The following is a 14,839-nucleotide window of genomic DNA, read 5'->3' on the forward strand; positions in this document are numbered from 1 at the left end:
ATCTGTATTTACTTACGAAATAAGGGCTATTAGATCTTCTTCTGTTCTTATTTCGATACCTAAATCTTGTGCTTTAGTTAATTTAGAACCCGCAGCTTCACCGGCAAACAAGATGTCCGTTTTCTTCGATACGCTACCCGTCACTTTCGCACCTAATGCTTGTAACGCAGCTTTAGCTTCACTTCGACCTAATTGCGACAATGAGCCTGTTAACACAACGACTTTACCTTCTAATGGTAGCTCTTGGTCATCGGCAGCTTCTTCGATGATTGGCCAATTCACACCTAGCTCTATCAGCTGATCGACGACCGCTCTGTTTTTCTCTTGTGAGAAGAAGCTGGTGATATGGCTAGCAACGATGTCACCAATATCTGACACTTCAACTAATTGTTCATGAGTAGCTGCTTGAACCAGTTCCAGCGTCTTAAAGTGTTGCGCTAAGTTCATCGCTGTCGCCTCACCGACTTCACGAATACCGAGTGAATAGAGGAAACGCGCTAACGTCGTGTCTTTAGCTTTATTCAACGCACTCATGACGTTCTGTGCCGATTTAGGCCCCATTCGGTCAAGAACAGTAATCACGCCAGCACTTAGCTTAAATAAATCAGCAGGTGTTTCGACCATTTCACGGTCCACAAGCTGCTCAATTACTTTCACGCCCAGTCCATCAACGTCTAGCGCCTTTCTAGAAACAAAGTGTTTAAGGGCTTCTTTACGCTGCGCCTGACACACTAAACCGCCGGTACAACGCGCTACCGCTTCGCCTTCTACACGCTCAACCGCAGAACTACATACTGGGCAAGCATCAGGGAAAACAATGTCTCTAGCCGTTTCAGGGCGACGATCTAGTACAACAGCCACTATTTGTGGAATAACGTCACCTGCACGGCGAATAATAACGCTGTCTCCTACCTTCACGCCTAAACGCGCAATCTCATCGGCATTGTGTAAAGTGGCATTGCTGACTGTCACGCCGCCAACGAAGATAGGTTCCAGTTTAGCAACCGGCGTAATAGCGCCAGTACGGCCCACCTGGAACTCAACATCGTTAAGCAGAGTGATTTCTTCTTGCGCTGGGAATTTGTAAGCAATCGCCCAACGAGGAGCCCTAGCAACAAAGCCAAGTACTTCTTGAGCCGCGATATCATCGACTTTAATCACCACGCCGTCGATTTCATAAGCTAGTGCATCACGACGAGTCATAATATCTTGGTAATAGGCTTTTACGTCTTCAAGAGAGCTCAATTGCTTGGTCTCAGGACACATAGGTAGACCCCAACCTTTAAGCTGTAAAAAGCGTTGGTAGTGACTATTTGATAGCTCAGCACCTTGTACAACACCGACACTGTATGCGTAGAAAGCCAGTGGACGCTTCGCTGTAATACGAGAATCAAGCTGACGCAGGCTACCTGCAGCGGCATTGCGTGGGTTAACAAAGACTTTCTCGCCTTTCTTCAGCGCCATTTCGTTCAGTTTATCGAAGCCGGCTTTTGGCATAAACACTTCGCCACGCACTTCAATACGTTCTGGCCAACCTTCGCCTTGTAGCTTAAGTGGAATTGAGCTGATGGTACGTACGTTTTCCGTGATGTTTTCACCCGTTGCGCCATCACCACGAGTCGCCGCTTGAACTAATGTCCCGTTCACGTAAAGCAAGCTCACAGCGAGGCCATCGAGTTTAGGCTCGCAACAGAAAGTTTTAAGGTTCGCGGTTGGTGCTCTATCGGACATACGCTTATTGAACGCATCCAAGTCTTCGTCAGAGAATGCATTGTCTAGAGAAAGCATTGGGATTTCGTGAGTCACTTGCGTGAAGCCATCTAAAGGCTGACCGCCAACACGTTGGCTTGGTGAATCCACCGTAACAAGCTCTGGATTCTCTTCTTCGATCTTTAGCAATTGCTGCATTAATCGATCGTACTCGACATCAGGGATCTCAGGGCTATCTTCTACGTAATAACGAACGGCGTGATAATGCAGAGTGTCTCTTAACTGCTCTAAGGTAACTTGAATCGATTCTTTCATATCATTCTCTGTCGTGATTGAAATATCAAAAAGGGCTCCCTTAGGAGCCCTTTTCTATAAATATAGATTATTTACAAGGCTAAACAATACGGCTAGGCATTCGATGCCGTCATAAAGTCTCTGATTTGCTTGCGGTAGTCAGACAAACGGTTTGGTGTCATTAGGTTGCGTGACTCATCCAAAACGTTTCCGCCCATATCATCAGCAATTTTCTGCGCTGCACTCAGCATCACATTGAAGTTTTGATCTGCTTGACCGTAACAAGGCAACGTCATAAAGAACGAAATACCTTTCGTCGTGAAGTCAGCAGGGTCGTCATGTTCTAGAGTACCCGGCTGCATCATGTTCGCTACGCTGAAAATAACTTTTGGTTCGTCACTCGATTGCGCAAAGCAGTGGTAGATAGACATCTCACCGTAAGTTAAACCGTTGTTCTCCATACTGCGGAAAAGCTCAGTACCCACAAATGGGATCTCTCCAGCACAGTGAACATTAAGAACGATCACTTCTAAGCCAAGTTCTTCGTCTGGCTTCGCTTCTTCAACAGGTACGCTTTGTGGAGTAACGTCTTCTTTCGCAACAACAGGCTCACTTTGAGTGAACGTTTCGTTTGAAACAAGTGGGTCATCAACCGTCTCAGAAGTTTCTTCAAACGAACCGTACTGCTCTTTAAAGCCAGCATGGTTTTCTTTTTGTTCGTCGGTCAACTCAAAGCTTGGAACTTCAGGTTCAATAACCTTCTCTTCTTCAAGCTCTTCCGACTCACTTTCAACCTTGATTGGGTCTTCAACACTGAAAGAAGGAAGATCATTCAATTCGATGTCGTCTTCGTGAGCTTCTTTCATTTTTGGCGCTGTCAGTGGATCTGAATCGATCAGAGGATCAGTCGCAGATGGCGAAACAGCAAAATCCGGTTCTTTACGTTCTTTTCGGATTATCTCAAAATCATCTTCTGGGGCGAATGAACGGTTTGGGATAGTTTCTGCTTCATCTAAGCTATCGTTATCAAGCTTACCAAGCGGCTTATCACCAAACTTTGCTTTCCCTTCTTTTTTACTCGTCCACAGACCGTGGAACAATAATGCGGCGATAGCTAGTGCGCCAACAATAATGAGTACAAATCGCAATTCCTGCATTTTTCGCTCTCAGCTTTCTTAGTCAACTAGCGATAAACACGCTGTCACTAAGTTGGGTTAATTTGGCTAATCTCACTACTCTATCAAAAGTAGCTACTGTTTTAGAACAACTTAATACAATTAGTTCCTTACATGGTGTGATTTTCACCACGCTTTTTTTCTTAATTTTGGTCGAGTACACTAGACATGTTTGCTATTTAATCAAATTCACATGTGACCTAATTTAAATATGACTATTGAATCTGTTCCCCGCTCCGGCTTTGGCTATTTTATTTTCGGAATAAAAATCGCTTTGTCACCGAGCATTCGTAAGTTTGTACTCATGCCACTTATCGCGAACGTGTTACTCGTTGGTGGTGCCTTGTTTTATATCTTCTCCAACCTAAACACTTGGATTGAAGGTTGGATTGGTGCGTTACCAAGCTTCTTATCGTGGTTGTCATACATTTTATGGCCATTACTAGTGTTAACCATCTTGGCCACGTTCTCGTATTTCTTTAGTACGCTCGCTAACTTCATTGCCGCACCGTTCAACGGCTTGCTCGCGGAAAAAGTTGAAGAGTTGCTGAGCGGTAAAAAAGTGAATGACGATGGTTTACTTGATGTTCTCAAAGATACCCCACGTATATTAGCGAGAGAATGGCGCAAGCTTGTCTACGTTCTGCCAAAAGCGATCGGTTTATTCCTACTTTTGTTAATTCCAGCACTAGGGCAAACCGTTGCACCGTTTTTATGGTTCATCTTCACAGCATGGATGTTAGCGATTCAATACGCTGACTACCCGTTCGATAATCATAAAATCAAGTTCGATGACATGAGAAACAATTTGAAACAAAAACAAGGTAAGAGCTACAGCTTCGGTGCGCTTGTTTCTGTTTTCACGACCATTCCAATTTTAAACCTGATTGTAATGCCCGTTGCCGTTTGTGGCGCAACAGCAATGTGGGTTGCTGAGTTTAAAGACCAAGCCCTACGCTCACGTCTATAGTTCTCGTCTTTAACCCTGCCTATACTTCCTAGTTTCGCCTATCTTTTTGAAGTTCTGATTTCAATAAAGATAGGCGTCAATTCTGCTACATATCTATATGATATAACTTTTTAATCCTTTTACCTTTTTTTCAACTTGTTTAATCTAAATTCAAGCTGAACAAACATCGAAAGACACTAGACGGTAAAGTGATTGATATACTACGTTTAGTTCTGTCATTAAATGAAGGAATATCGCATGAGCAAGATCTACGAAGACAACACCCTAACGATTGGTAACACACCTCTAGTCCGCCTTAACAAAGTAAGCAAAGGTAACGTCCTAGCTAAGATCGAAGCTCGTAACCCAAGCTTCAGTGTTAAGTGTCGTATCGGTTCAAACATGATCTGGGAAGCAGAAAAAGCAGGTACGCTGAAGCCAGGTATTGAGCTTGTTGAACCGACTAGTGGTAACACTGGTGTTGCTCTTGCATTCGTAGCTGCAGCGCGCGGTTACAAGCTAACACTAACGATGCCTGAGTCAATGAGCCTAGAACGTCGTAAGTTGCTTAAAGCGCTTGGCGCAAACCTAGTGCTGACTGAAGCGCCAAAAGGCATGAACGGCGCGATAGCTAAAGCAGAAGAGATTGTTGCTTCAGATCCAAGTAAATACCTACTACTACAACAATTCAATAACCCAGCAAACCCACAAATTCACGAGCAGACGACTGGTCCTGAAATTTGGGAAGCAACAGACGGCGAAATCGACGTGTTTGTAGCGGGTGTTGGTACGGGTGGTACTATCACTGGTACAAGTCGTTACATTAAAGGTGAAAAAGGCAAAGCGATTACTTCAGTAGCAGTTGAACCAGCTGAGTCTCCAGTCATTGCACAAGCGCTTGCAGGCGAAGAAATCAAGCCAGCTCCACACAAAATTCAAGGTATCGGTGCAGGTTTCATCCCTGGAAACCTAGATTTAGATATTATTGACCGTGTTGAATCGGTAACTTCTGAAGAAGCGATTGAGATGGCTCAACGCCTAATGAAAGAAGAAGGTATTCTTGCAGGTATCTCATCTGGCGCGGCAGTTGTAGCTGCGAACAGAATCGCAGAACTGCCTGAATTTGCAGGAAAAACTATCGTTACCGTACTACCAAGCTCTGGTGAGCGTTACCTAAGTACAGCCCTATTTGCTGGCATCTTTACGGAAAAAGAGAACCAACAATAATATGTGGTCAAATCAATTTTTCGTCCAAAAAAGCCCCGTTTAGGGGCTTTTTTGTTGATCCCTGCCCCACCTTTGGTAATATCGGGTCTGTTTTATTTTTCGCTTCAAAATAAAAGAAGCAATAAACAAATTCTGAAAGTCATGAGTACTCAACAAAAGACGACCATGGCTGGATAAAAATTTATAACCAGTCTAAGTTCTAACACGAACATGGCGTACTAGCCTCTAGCGCATTTGGGCTAAAGCAGTTAAGCTAATCTGGTTACAAACTTACAAAAAATAAATTAATTGGGGTATATAAAATGTACGAGAAGCAAGTAGAAATCACAGCAGAAAACGGTCTTCACACTCGTCCAGCTGCACAGTTCGTTAAAGAAGCAAAATCTTTCGACGCTGACATCACAGTGACTTCTAATGGCAAAAGCGCTAGCGCGAAAAGCCTGTTCAAACTACAAACTTTAGGCCTAGTAAAAGGTACTAACGTTACTATTTCAGCTGAAGGTCCTCAAGCTCAGCAAGCAGTTGACCACCTAGTTGCTCTTATGGATCAACTACACTAATACGGTCTCCTTCTTTCAAAGCCATTTTGCATAGCAAAGTGGCTTTGTTCGAAATAGATAGGAATAAGCGCGACATTAGTCGACGACTTAAAGTCACACACTCTCCCGTTTACAGTTGAACAACTAAGGTAAGGCTATGATTTCAGGCATCCTAGCATCTCCTGGTATTGCTTTCGGTAAAGCACTACTACTTCAAGAAGATGAAATTGTCCTAAACACTCAATCTATCTCTGACGACCAAGTTGAAGCAGAAGTACAGCGTTTCTTTGACGCTCGTAACAAATCTTCTCAGCAACTTGAAGTTGTTAAGCAAAAAGCACTTGAAACTTTTGGCGAAGAAAAAGAAGCAATCTTTGAAGGCCACATCATGCTGCTTGAAGATGAAGAGCTAGAAGAAGAGATTTTAGCACTCATCAAGAAAGACAAAATGCACGCAGACAACGCGATCCACACTGTGATCGAAGAGCAAGCTGTTGCACTAGAGTCTCTTGATGATGAGTACCTAAAAGAACGTGCAACTGATATCCGTGATATCGGTACTCGTTTCGTTAAAAATGCTCTAGGCATCAACATTGTATCTCTAGCAGACATCAATGAAGAAGTTATCCTAGTAGCTTACGACCTAACGCCATCTGAAACTGCACAAATCAACCTAGACTACGTTCTTGGTTTCGCTTGTGACATCGGCGGTCGTACATCTCATACTTCAATCATGGCACGTTCTCTTGAGCTTCCAGCTATCGTTGGTACTAACGATATCACTAAGCAAGTTAAGAACGGCGACATGCTTGTGCTAGACGCGATGAACAACAAGATCATCATCAACCCTTCTGAAGCTGAATTAGCGGAAGCTAAGAAAATCAAAGCAGATTTCGAAGCAGAAGCGGCTGAACTAGCAAAACTAAAAGATTTGCATGCTGAAACTCTAGACGGTCACCGTGTAGAAGTTTGTGGCAACATCGGTACAGTAAAAGACTGTGACGGTATCCTGCGTAACGGCGGTGAAGGCGTTGGTCTGTACCGTACTGAATTCCTATTTATGGACCGTGACGCGCTTCCTACTGAAGAAGAGCAATACGTTGCTTACAAAGAAGTAGCTGAAGCAATGGAAGGCGAGTCAGTGATTATCCGTACTATGGATATCGGTGGCGACAAAGACCTACCATACATGGACCTTCCACAAGAGATGAACCCTTTCCTAGGCTGGCGTGCAGTACGTATCAGCTTGGATCGTCGTGAAATCCTACGTGACCAACTACGTGGCATCCTACGCGCATCTGCACACGGTAAACTACGTATCATGTTCCCAATGATCATTTCTGTTGAAGAGATCCGTGAACTGAAAAAAGCAATCGAAGAGTACAAAGTTGAACTTCGCGCTGAAGGCCTAGCTTTCGATGAAGAAATCGAAATCGGCGTAATGGTTGAGACTCCAGCTGCTGCTGCAATCGCACACCACCTAGCGAAAGAAGTATCTTTCTTCTCTATCGGTACTAACGACCTAACGCAATACACTCTTGCGGTAGACCGTGGTAACGAAATGATTTCTCACCTATATAACCCACTATCTCCTGCTGTTCTTACAGTAATCAAGCAAGTGATCGACGCATCACACGCTGAAGGTAAGTGGACTGGTATGTGTGGTGAACTTGCTGGTGATGAGCGTGCAACGCTACTTCTTCTTGGTATGGGTCTAGATGAGTTCTCTATGAGCGGTATCTCTATCCCTAAAGTTAAGAAGGTAATTCGTAACTCTAACTTCGCTGAAGTTAAAGCTATGGCTGACGAAGCACTATCTCTACCTACAGCTGCAGAAATTGAAGCTTGCGTAGAAAAATTCATCGCTGAGAAAACTCAGTAATCGCCAAATGCTTAATAAAGTTAGACGGCTAAAAATAGTCGTCTAATTTGTTAGATTGGTATAGTATATTCTACAGAATAAAACTAAACGTTAGGAGCATGACACAATGGGTCTGTTTGACAAACTGAAAAAGCTTGTATCTGATGACAGCGCTGATGCTGGTGCAATCGAAATCATCGCACCTCTTTCTGGTGAAATCGTAAACATCGAAGATGTGCCAGATGTAGTTTTCGCTGAAAAAATCGTTGGTGACGGCATCGCGATCAAACCAGCTGGCGACAAAATGGTAGCTCCAGTTAACGGTACTATCGGTAAGATCTTCGAAACTAACCACGCATTCTCTATCGAGTCTGACGACGGTGTTGAGCTTTTCGTTCACTTCGGTATCGATACTGTTGAACTTAAAGGCGAAGGCTTCACTCGTGTAGCTGAAGAAGGTCAATCTGTTAAAGCTGGTGACACTATCATCACTTTCGACCTAGCGCTTCTAGAAGAGAAAGCGAAATCTACGCTTACTCCAGTTGTTATCTCTAACATGGACGAAATCAAAGAGCTGAACAAGCTTTCTGGTTCTGTAACTGTTGGCGAAACTCCAGTTCTTAAAGTAACTAAGTAATTTCGATTACTTATCTGCTTTAATTAAAACGCTACCTAAGGGTGGCGTTTTTTGTGCCTGCTGTTTTTTTCAATACCTCAGATAGCAATACTGACTATCACACCAAAACTCTTCTCCAAGCTCCCTCAAAGAATCACAACCACACTGACCGTTTGCGCCCTACTACCCAACTAGGTTTTGACTAAACGTTATTAAGCGCTATTCAATGCATTTCGCCTATACATCAAATTACACTTGTGATGTGTAACAAACAGCAGTTCTCTGATATCTCGTTCTACTCGATTCTGAGATGACGACTAAAGACTTCGATTCAGGTAAGCAATAGAAGATCAATACCACCCTGTAGTCGTCATTCCCTACAGTGAGGAAAAAGCGTGATAGGGAATCTCGCTTTTGCTTCTGTTTACCCGCACTACACTTTTCCAAATACACCTTCACCAAATTTCAGGCAATAAAAAACCCAGCCGAAGCTGGGTCTGTTTAGCGCTCATCTCTCACCACGAGCTAATTTGTGGAAGCCTAACGTTAACGCTTATGATCAAAAATACTTATAGTCAACGTGGCTTTTTAATCGATTAACCTAGTAGGCTAAGTGCCGAGTTCGGTGCTTGCTTCGCTTGAGCAAGAATCGAGCTTGAAGCTTGAGAAAGGATCTGAGACTTAGTCATCTGAGTCGTTTCTTTCGCGAAGTCGGTATCTTTAATACGGCTCTTAGATGCGTTAACGTTCTCGTTAATGTTGTCTAAGTTGCTGATAGCGTGGTCGAAACGGTTTTGGAAAGCACCTAGCTCAGCACGGTGGCTGTCTACGTACTTAAGTGCCGCATCGATTACTGCTACAGATTCTTGTGCTCCGCCAACAGACGTTACGTCGATAGTATCAACCGTTACGTCTTTGCCAGGTTGCATGCCTAGTTCGCCAGCAAGGCTACCAGAGAATGCCACTTCACCTTCAACTTTGTTGTTACCAGTAAACATTTGTAGCTTACCATCTTCAGTTACAGACGCTTTCACAGAGTCTTGTTGACCGTTGATGTACGTTGCTAGCTCTTCGATGTCGTCACCCGCTTTTGCGCTGATGTCGATTTCTTGTGCTTGACCGAAGTTATCAGTGAACGACAGTTTTAGGTCGTTAGAGCCAGCTTGAACGTTCCAATCTTTGTCTTTCGCGTTCTCAGTTTGGTAGCTCTTACCACCCATCTGAGCATTATCAGAGCGCATGTCTTTCAGTTGAAGCATTACCGCTTCACCGTTATCCGCACCGATTTGGAATGATTTAGTACCGTGAGTACCGTTAAGCAGCTTGTTGCCACCAAAAGACGTCGTTTCCGCGATACGGTTTAGTTCGTCGTTCAGTGCTGTTACTTCTTCTTGAATCGCTACACGCTCAGATTTTGAGTTTGAGCCGTTTGAAGATTGTAAAGACAAATCACGCATACGTTGCAGGATGTTCGTTGTCTCGTTCATTGCACCTTCAGCAGTTTGTGCAATAGAGATACCGTCATTCGCGTTACGTACAGCAACATCAAGGCCGCGGCTCTGAACATTCAAACGGTTAGAGATTTGTAGACCCGCAGCGTCATCTTTTGCGCTGTTGATTTTTGAGCCTGAAGCTAGACGCTCCATTGATGTTTGTTGTGCGCTGTTTGCGTTGTTTAGGTAACGTTGCGCTGTCATCGCTGAAACGTTTGTATTTACATTCACTGCCATGGTGATTTCTCCAATTGATTTTCCGGTATAGCGGTTTCCGACGTCTCGGAAAACCAAAGTAGTTCTCTCAAAGTTACTTTTAATAACGGCGTGATTGGCGAAACCTTTAGGAAAAAAACAACAAAATTAAAGAAATAGCGATAAAGGAGAAGAAAGCGTGACTGGCAGTAAAATTATCAAAAAAAGATGAGAAAAACGCTAAAGTTGCCAAGAAGTCGGTCGAGCGATAATTTGTGTTTTAATTAACCAAACGGACTGGTTAAGCCGAAACACATTTATAAGATTCTAGGTAATTTATTAACCTAATAAGGTTAAGGCAAGGTTCGGCGCCTGCTTTGCTTGGGCCAATATTGTGGTGCTCACCTGCTGCAAAATTTGTTGCTTAAGCATTTGAGTGGTTTCCTTGGCGTAATCAGTATCTTTAATTCTGCTATTTGATGTCGCCAAGTTCTCATGAACATTTTCGAGATTATTAATCGCATGATCAAAGCGGTTTTGCATTGCGCCTAATTCAGAACGATGACTATCCACGTACTTCATCGCTGTATCCAAAATAGAGACAGCACGCTGCGCACCACCCACATCGGTCACGTTGATGTCGTCGACAGATTCGTAATAACCCGCCGACATCGAAAGTTCACTGGCTAACGAACCTGAGAAAGAAATCGTGCCGGCCGTACCTTCGCCAGACATGTAGATCTGAAGTTGCCCTTCGTCATTGACGGAAGCCGATACCAGGTCTGTTTGACCATTGATGTAAGTCGCCAGCTCTTCAATGTCATCGCCCGCTTTAGCATTAATGGTGATCTCTTGAGGCTGACCAAAACGGTCGGTAAAAGACATCGTCATATCATTCTGGTTGGATTTCACTTCCCACGAGTCACTTGCCATGCCACTTGCGACATAACTAAAGCCCCCCATGTTGATGTCATCGGTGCGCATGCTTTTCAGGCCGATTTGCACCGCTTCACCAGAACTACCACCGATCTGAAATGACGAGCTACCAAAACTACCGTTAAGGAGCTTTTTTCCACCAAATGAGGTGGTTTCTGCAATTCGATTCAACTCGTCATTTAAGGCGGTCACTTCTTCTTGAATGGCGATTCGTTCTGATGAACTATTCGAGCCGTTACTCGCTTGTAGGGACAAGTCACGCATGCGTTGCATGATATTGGTGGTTTCATTCATCGCACCTTCTGCAGTTTGCATAATGGAGATGCCGTCATTCGCATTGCGAACAGCGACATCAATACCGCTCATCTGCGCTTCAAGTCGATTCGAGATTTGGAGACCTGCAGCATCATCTTTGGCGCTATTAATACGACTCCCTGAAGCCAAGCGCTCCAAAGATTGGTTCAGCATGTTGTTGGCATTAGAGAGGTTTCTCTGGGCCACCAGCGCTGAGACATTTGTATTAACAGTTATAGCCATAGACCTTCACTTACAAAAAGATGAATAAAACTCACGATTGCTCTTATATCGACCAATTCATATAAAGCTTTAATAAAAAAGGAGCCCTGAGGCTCCCTTATTTATTCTTTTTGAGACGGCTTACTTAATCGTTAATGCACTCAACATCTCAGCTGAAGGAGCAAAGTAGTAAGCGCCAGTAACGGCTTTAGTAAAGCGAAGCAGTTGGTCGGTTTTGCCATCGGTTACGCCGTACATGCTCTCTAACATCGCATCAAAGTTATGACGAACGTTACAGTAAGCAATGAACAGTAAGCCGTGATCGCCCGTTGCTGTGCCGTAAGGCAGGCTGTGACGAACGATTTTAAGACCCTTGCCTTCTTCTTTGATATCCACACGGCCAACGTGAGACGCCGCTGGAACATCATCTAGCTCGATGGAGTCTGGCTTAGTACGACCAACCACTTTCTCTTGTGCCGATACGTTTAATCGGTTCCAAGCAGGTAGGTTATGCACAAAACGTTGCACCATCACGTAGCTACCACCCGCGAATTCACCTTCAGGTACAATCGCCACTTCAGCGCGCTGCGCGTCTTTCGGGTTTTCAGTACCATCAACGAAATCAGTCATGTCACGTGAGTCTAGGAAGCGGTAACCGTAAGTTTCATCAACCACTTCCACGTCCGCAGCTACTTCAGATAGCAATTTACGTAGGATGAAGAAGTGCAGATCATGTCGGTTTGAATGACAGTGAATCAAAACATCAGACAGTGTGCTCGGTGCTGTCACATCACCTTCGCCAAGCGCAGGGAAATCAATTAGATCAGAGGGAGCAGCTTGCTCGAACTTATCCCAAAAAGCTTTTGAGAACGCAACCGACGCCGTTAGGTTCGCATCAGGTTGAGTTTGGTTTAGCTCTTCGATTAGAGTCGGAAGCTTTTGAATTTCTGCTAGTACATTAGCAGTATTAGCGTTCACTTTAAGTTGAACGTAAAGAGCGAAAGGCCCAGCTTCAGGCAAAATAGCACTTTGAACGTTAGGCTGCTCATTTGAAACATTAAGCATAGATTATTCCTTCCAGTTTTAGCTTCTAAGTATAATTGTGAATGGGACAAATGTTTTGATGAGAATCAGTCTTCGTGCTCAACCACTTTAAAGCAATCCCTTGCAGCATGGCTATTGGTTAGGTAAAGCGCCAACCACAGCAGCAACAATAGGGTGATGCCATTTGACCAACGGAACCATCCGTTATCCAAATAGATTAAATAAATCGTATGGGAGCTCTGTGCCAAGATAGCCATCATGGTCACCCCGCGCCCCCACGACACCACTTTATTAAGGCGTTTTCTATCTGGCGCTCTGAGTCCAAACAACCACATCAGTAATAAGCTAGGGATACTCAATGCAATCCCAACATAAAACATCTGATGATCTGGGTAGACTATCTCGAGGATATCCGTTCCCGATTCTCGGCTTGCGCCTGCAACAATGAAAACGACCAAGGCTTTAGCAAGAAACAACCAACCTAACCAGAGCAAGATCGGGGCTTTCAAAAAGCCGTGCTTGTCGTATTGTTCTATGGAGTACCGCACAAATCTCACTTTCACTTATTTTCAAACCAACACTTTAACGCAAATCATTCATACTTAACTAGCTTTGCGTTATCTTAGTAGCCAATCCGTTTTAATTATCGAACTCAGTATGAAAAAGAAAACTAATACGCCGTCTGTTGAATCTCAACAAGAAGCACTGAAGATAGCCAAAGCGACTCAAAAGCCAGCTCAAACCAAAGAACAAACTAAACTGATTGCTCAAGGTATCGAGAAAGGCATTGCGCTCTATAAGAAACAGCAAAAAGAGCGCAGTCGCCAAGCTGATAAAGCAAAGAAACGTGTACAGAAAGAGAAGCAGACTCAACAAGCACACCAAGCTCAAGAGCTGGATATCGACACTAGCGTTGAAACCGCATCAAATCACGCCAATAAATTGCCGTGGCTACTATTGGTCGCTAGCTGGATAGGCTTCGCAATTTATTTGATGAAATAACAGGGTAATCGTATGAAAAAGGAATTGGTCGCTTTGATTATAAGTGGTGCATTGCTAGGTTGCACGACACCCACATCAATGCCCCATAGCGAAGCTGACAAAGTACAAATGGACTACCACGGCCTGATTAATATCGACCAATGCGAATATAAAGGGGAAGTCACTGGCAGCGAAGGTCACTGGTACAGCTATTTGTTCTTCCCCAATGACACCCTGATTCAAGGTGCGATGAATGAGCTTAAGTCGAATGCCATTGAGCTAGGCGCAGACACCGTTATCTTTACCCTACCTCAAGATTTCAGCACTTCTGTGACTATGCTTGGTACTGCCTACCTGTGCGAGTAAGCAATTAAATCGGCATATCGTTATGCTTCGATTTTATAACGCCCAAAAGAAAGCCAGCTTTCGCTGGCTTATGCACTAAATCCAAGGCTTGTTGCTATATCGCCTTTACGTTCTAGAACCCACTGACTGTCAAATGGTCCCCAGTCGGATAACTGGTAATAACCATCATTATGACGTCGCCCATCTTGAACAAACATAAGTTCGATACCGATCCCCGGTAACGCCTTGAGTACATCTTGAATAGTACGACGAGGCCAACCCGTTTTTTCGATGAGTTTAGGCACATTTGGCCTATCAAGGCTTTCGACTAACAATGCTAAATATAGCCGCCTTGCAAAAACAGGACTCAACTCCATTGACACCTCCTATATATGTGCAACTCAATTATTTCTTTTTTCGCTGACAACATGTTGAGGCTGATCAATAAGTCTCCAATAGTGACATTTTCTTACTGTTTTTTTTCGCTCAATGAAATATTCCTCACTCTATTTTGTCTGAATTGCTGCTTCCTGATAGGATTCAACTCATAACAATGAAATAAAATCACCCAAAGGAAGAATAATGACTATCACGATGTTTGGTATCCCAAATTGCGACACCATCAAAAAAGCAAAGAAATGGCTCGAAGCTGAAGGTATCGAGTTCGAATTTCACGATTATCGCAAACAAGGCATCACTGAAGAGCTAGTAACAAGCTTCTGTTCAGAGCTTGGTTGGGAGCTTGTGCTAAACAAACGTGGGACGACTTATCGCCAACTTTCTCAAGAGCAAAAAGACACATTAACGGAAGAAAAAGCCGTCGCTCTGCTTGTTGAACAACCAGCAATGATTAAGCGCCCTATCTTGAAAGTCGATGGCAAGCTTCATATTGGCTTCAAAGCTGACCAATACACTGCTATTTTTGCGTAATCAGTAATTTGCGCAATAAGCAATATTA

15 protein-coding genes are annotated in these 14,839 nt (G+C 43.8%); 8 read left to right on the forward strand and 7 right to left on the reverse strand.

Annotated features, from left to right (window positions below; translation table 11 throughout):
- Window positions 1–12: 12 nt before the first annotated feature.
- Together ligA and zipA are read right to left on the reverse strand one after the other, a co-directional pair.
- The gene (gene ligA, locus OC193_RS11665) at window positions 13–2,025 is read right to left on the reverse strand and encodes an NAD-dependent DNA ligase LigA (RefSeq protein WP_048664660.1); all 2,013 of its coding nucleotides are present in this window, start codon (window positions 2,023–2,025) and stop codon (window positions 13–15) included.
- A gap of 92 nt (window positions 2,026–2,117) precedes the next feature.
- Complete coding sequence (gene zipA / locus OC193_RS11670) at window positions 2,118–3,161, reverse strand: cell division protein ZipA (RefSeq protein WP_048660877.1); 1,044 nt, start codon at window positions 3,159–3,161, stop codon at window positions 2,118–2,120.
- Window positions 3,162–3,390: 229 nt separating this feature from the next.
- Here zipA and cysZ point away from each other — a divergent pair, with 229 nt between their 5' ends.
- The 5 genes from cysZ to crr all read left to right on the forward strand — a co-directional run bounded on the left by cysZ (window position 3,391) and on the right by crr (window position 8,392).
- Window positions 3,391–4,149 (forward strand): sulfate transporter CysZ, encoded by a 759-nt coding sequence (gene cysZ, locus OC193_RS11675; protein WP_048660878.1) that lies wholly within the window; start codon window positions 3,391–3,393, stop codon window positions 4,147–4,149.
- 237 nt (window positions 4,150–4,386) lie between these two features.
- Window positions 4,387–5,355 (forward strand): cysteine synthase A, encoded by a 969-nt coding sequence (gene cysK, locus OC193_RS11680; RefSeq protein WP_048660879.1) that lies wholly within the window; start codon window positions 4,387–4,389, stop codon window positions 5,353–5,355.
- Between the two features lie 302 nt (window positions 5,356–5,657).
- The gene (locus tag OC193_RS11685; RefSeq protein WP_004734263.1) at window positions 5,658–5,915 is read left to right on the forward strand and encodes an HPr family phosphocarrier protein; all 258 of its coding nucleotides are present in this window, start codon (window positions 5,658–5,660) and stop codon (window positions 5,913–5,915) included.
- A gap of 136 nt (window positions 5,916–6,051) precedes the next feature.
- The gene (gene ptsI / locus OC193_RS11690; RefSeq protein WP_048660880.1) at window positions 6,052–7,776 is read left to right on the forward strand and encodes a phosphoenolpyruvate-protein phosphotransferase PtsI; all 1,725 of its coding nucleotides are present in this window, start codon (window positions 6,052–6,054) and stop codon (window positions 7,774–7,776) included.
- A gap of 106 nt (window positions 7,777–7,882) precedes the next feature.
- Entirely contained in the window at window positions 7,883–8,392 is a 510-nt protein-coding gene (gene crr / locus OC193_RS11695) for a PTS glucose transporter subunit IIA (protein WP_004737851.1), read from the forward strand.
- 575 nt (window positions 8,393–8,967) lie between these two features.
- On the opposite strand, the gene OC193_RS11700 is transcribed toward crr, so the two are convergent.
- The 4 genes from OC193_RS11700 to OC193_RS11715 all read right to left on the reverse strand — a co-directional run bounded on the left by OC193_RS11700 (window position 8,968) and on the right by OC193_RS11715 (window position 13,103).
- The gene (locus OC193_RS11700) at window positions 8,968–10,101 is read right to left on the reverse strand and encodes a flagellin (protein ID WP_048659821.1); all 1,134 of its coding nucleotides are present in this window, start codon (window positions 10,099–10,101) and stop codon (window positions 8,968–8,970) included.
- A gap of 297 nt (window positions 10,102–10,398) precedes the next feature.
- The gene (locus OC193_RS11705; protein ID WP_048661252.1) at window positions 10,399–11,532 is read right to left on the reverse strand and encodes a flagellin; all 1,134 of its coding nucleotides are present in this window, start codon (window positions 11,530–11,532) and stop codon (window positions 10,399–10,401) included.
- Window positions 11,533–11,652: 120 nt separating this feature from the next.
- Window positions 11,653–12,576: a Dyp-type peroxidase gene (locus tag OC193_RS11710; RefSeq protein ID WP_048661251.1), complete on the reverse strand. Its 924-nt coding sequence runs from the start codon at window positions 12,574–12,576 to the stop codon at window positions 11,653–11,655.
- A gap of 65 nt (window positions 12,577–12,641) precedes the next feature.
- Window positions 12,642–13,103 (reverse strand): DUF2919 domain-containing protein, encoded by a 462-nt coding sequence (locus tag OC193_RS11715; RefSeq protein WP_048661250.1) that lies wholly within the window; start codon window positions 13,101–13,103, stop codon window positions 12,642–12,644.
- Window positions 13,104–13,212: 109 nt separating this feature from the next.
- Here OC193_RS11715 and OC193_RS11720 point away from each other — a divergent pair, with 109 nt between their 5' ends.
- Together OC193_RS11720 and OC193_RS11725 are read left to right on the forward strand one after the other, a co-directional pair.
- On the forward strand, window positions 13,213–13,557 hold the full coding sequence (locus OC193_RS11720) for a DUF2956 domain-containing protein (protein ID WP_048664614.1): 345 nt from the start codon (window positions 13,213–13,215) through the stop codon (window positions 13,555–13,557).
- A 12-nt stretch (window positions 13,558–13,569) separates the two neighbouring features.
- Window positions 13,570–13,902, forward strand: coding sequence for a DUF4156 domain-containing protein (locus OC193_RS11725; RefSeq protein WP_048664612.1), 333 nt, complete (start codon window positions 13,570–13,572; stop codon window positions 13,900–13,902).
- A gap of 68 nt (window positions 13,903–13,970) precedes the next feature.
- Here the strand turns inward: OC193_RS11725 and OC193_RS11730 are convergent, their stop codons facing one another.
- A complete protein-coding gene (locus OC193_RS11730; protein WP_004741665.1) occupies window positions 13,971–14,258 on the reverse strand; it encodes a winged helix-turn-helix domain-containing protein in 288 nt (95 codons plus the stop codon).
- Window positions 14,259–14,463: 205 nt separating this feature from the next.
- On the opposite strand from OC193_RS11730, the gene OC193_RS11735 reads away from it, so the two are divergent.
- A complete protein-coding gene (locus OC193_RS11735; RefSeq protein ID WP_048664611.1) occupies window positions 14,464–14,811 on the forward strand; it encodes an ArsC family reductase in 348 nt (115 codons plus the stop codon).
- Window positions 14,812–14,839 lie beyond the last annotated feature (28 nt).

It is taken from the genome of Vibrio crassostreae, from assembly GCF_024347415.1.
Classification (GTDB): Bacteria; Pseudomonadota; Gammaproteobacteria; order Enterobacterales; family Vibrionaceae; genus Vibrio; species Vibrio crassostreae.

Coding starts and splice junctions, on each gene's coding strand:
- zipA (WP_048660877.1), bottom strand. CDS start 3,161: ATGCAGGAATTGCGATTTGTACTCATTATTGTTGGCGCACTAGCTATC.
- OC193_RS11725 (WP_048664612.1), top strand. CDS start 13,570: ATGAAAAAGGAATTGGTCGCTTTGATTATAAGTGGTGCATTGCTAGGT.
- OC193_RS11730 (WP_004741665.1), bottom strand. CDS start 14,258: ATGGAGTTGAGTCCTGTTTTTGCAAGGCGGCTATATTTAGCATTGTTA.
- ptsI (WP_048660880.1), top strand. CDS start 6,052: ATGATTTCAGGCATCCTAGCATCTCCTGGTATTGCTTTCGGTAAAGCA.
- cysK (WP_048660879.1), top strand. CDS start 4,387: ATGAGCAAGATCTACGAAGACAACACCCTAACGATTGGTAACACACCT.
- OC193_RS11700 (WP_048659821.1), bottom strand. CDS start 10,101: ATGGCAGTGAATGTAAATACAAACGTTTCAGCGATGACAGCGCAACGT.
- ligA (WP_048664660.1), bottom strand. CDS start 2,025: ATGAAAGAATCGATTCAAGTTACCTTAGAGCAGTTAAGAGACACTCTG.
- OC193_RS11735 (WP_048664611.1), top strand. CDS start 14,464: ATGACTATCACGATGTTTGGTATCCCAAATTGCGACACCATCAAAAAA.
- cysZ (WP_048660878.1), top strand. CDS start 3,391: ATGACTATTGAATCTGTTCCCCGCTCCGGCTTTGGCTATTTTATTTTC.
- OC193_RS11705 (WP_048661252.1), bottom strand. CDS start 11,532: ATGGCTATAACTGTTAATACAAATGTCTCAGCGCTGGTGGCCCAGAGA.
- crr (WP_004737851.1), top strand. CDS start 7,883: ATGGGTCTGTTTGACAAACTGAAAAAGCTTGTATCTGATGACAGCGCT.
- OC193_RS11685 (WP_004734263.1), top strand. CDS start 5,658: ATGTACGAGAAGCAAGTAGAAATCACAGCAGAAAACGGTCTTCACACT.
- OC193_RS11720 (WP_048664614.1), top strand. CDS start 13,213: ATGAAAAAGAAAACTAATACGCCGTCTGTTGAATCTCAACAAGAAGCA.
- OC193_RS11710 (WP_048661251.1), bottom strand. CDS start 12,576: ATGCTTAATGTTTCAAATGAGCAGCCTAACGTTCAAAGTGCTATTTTG.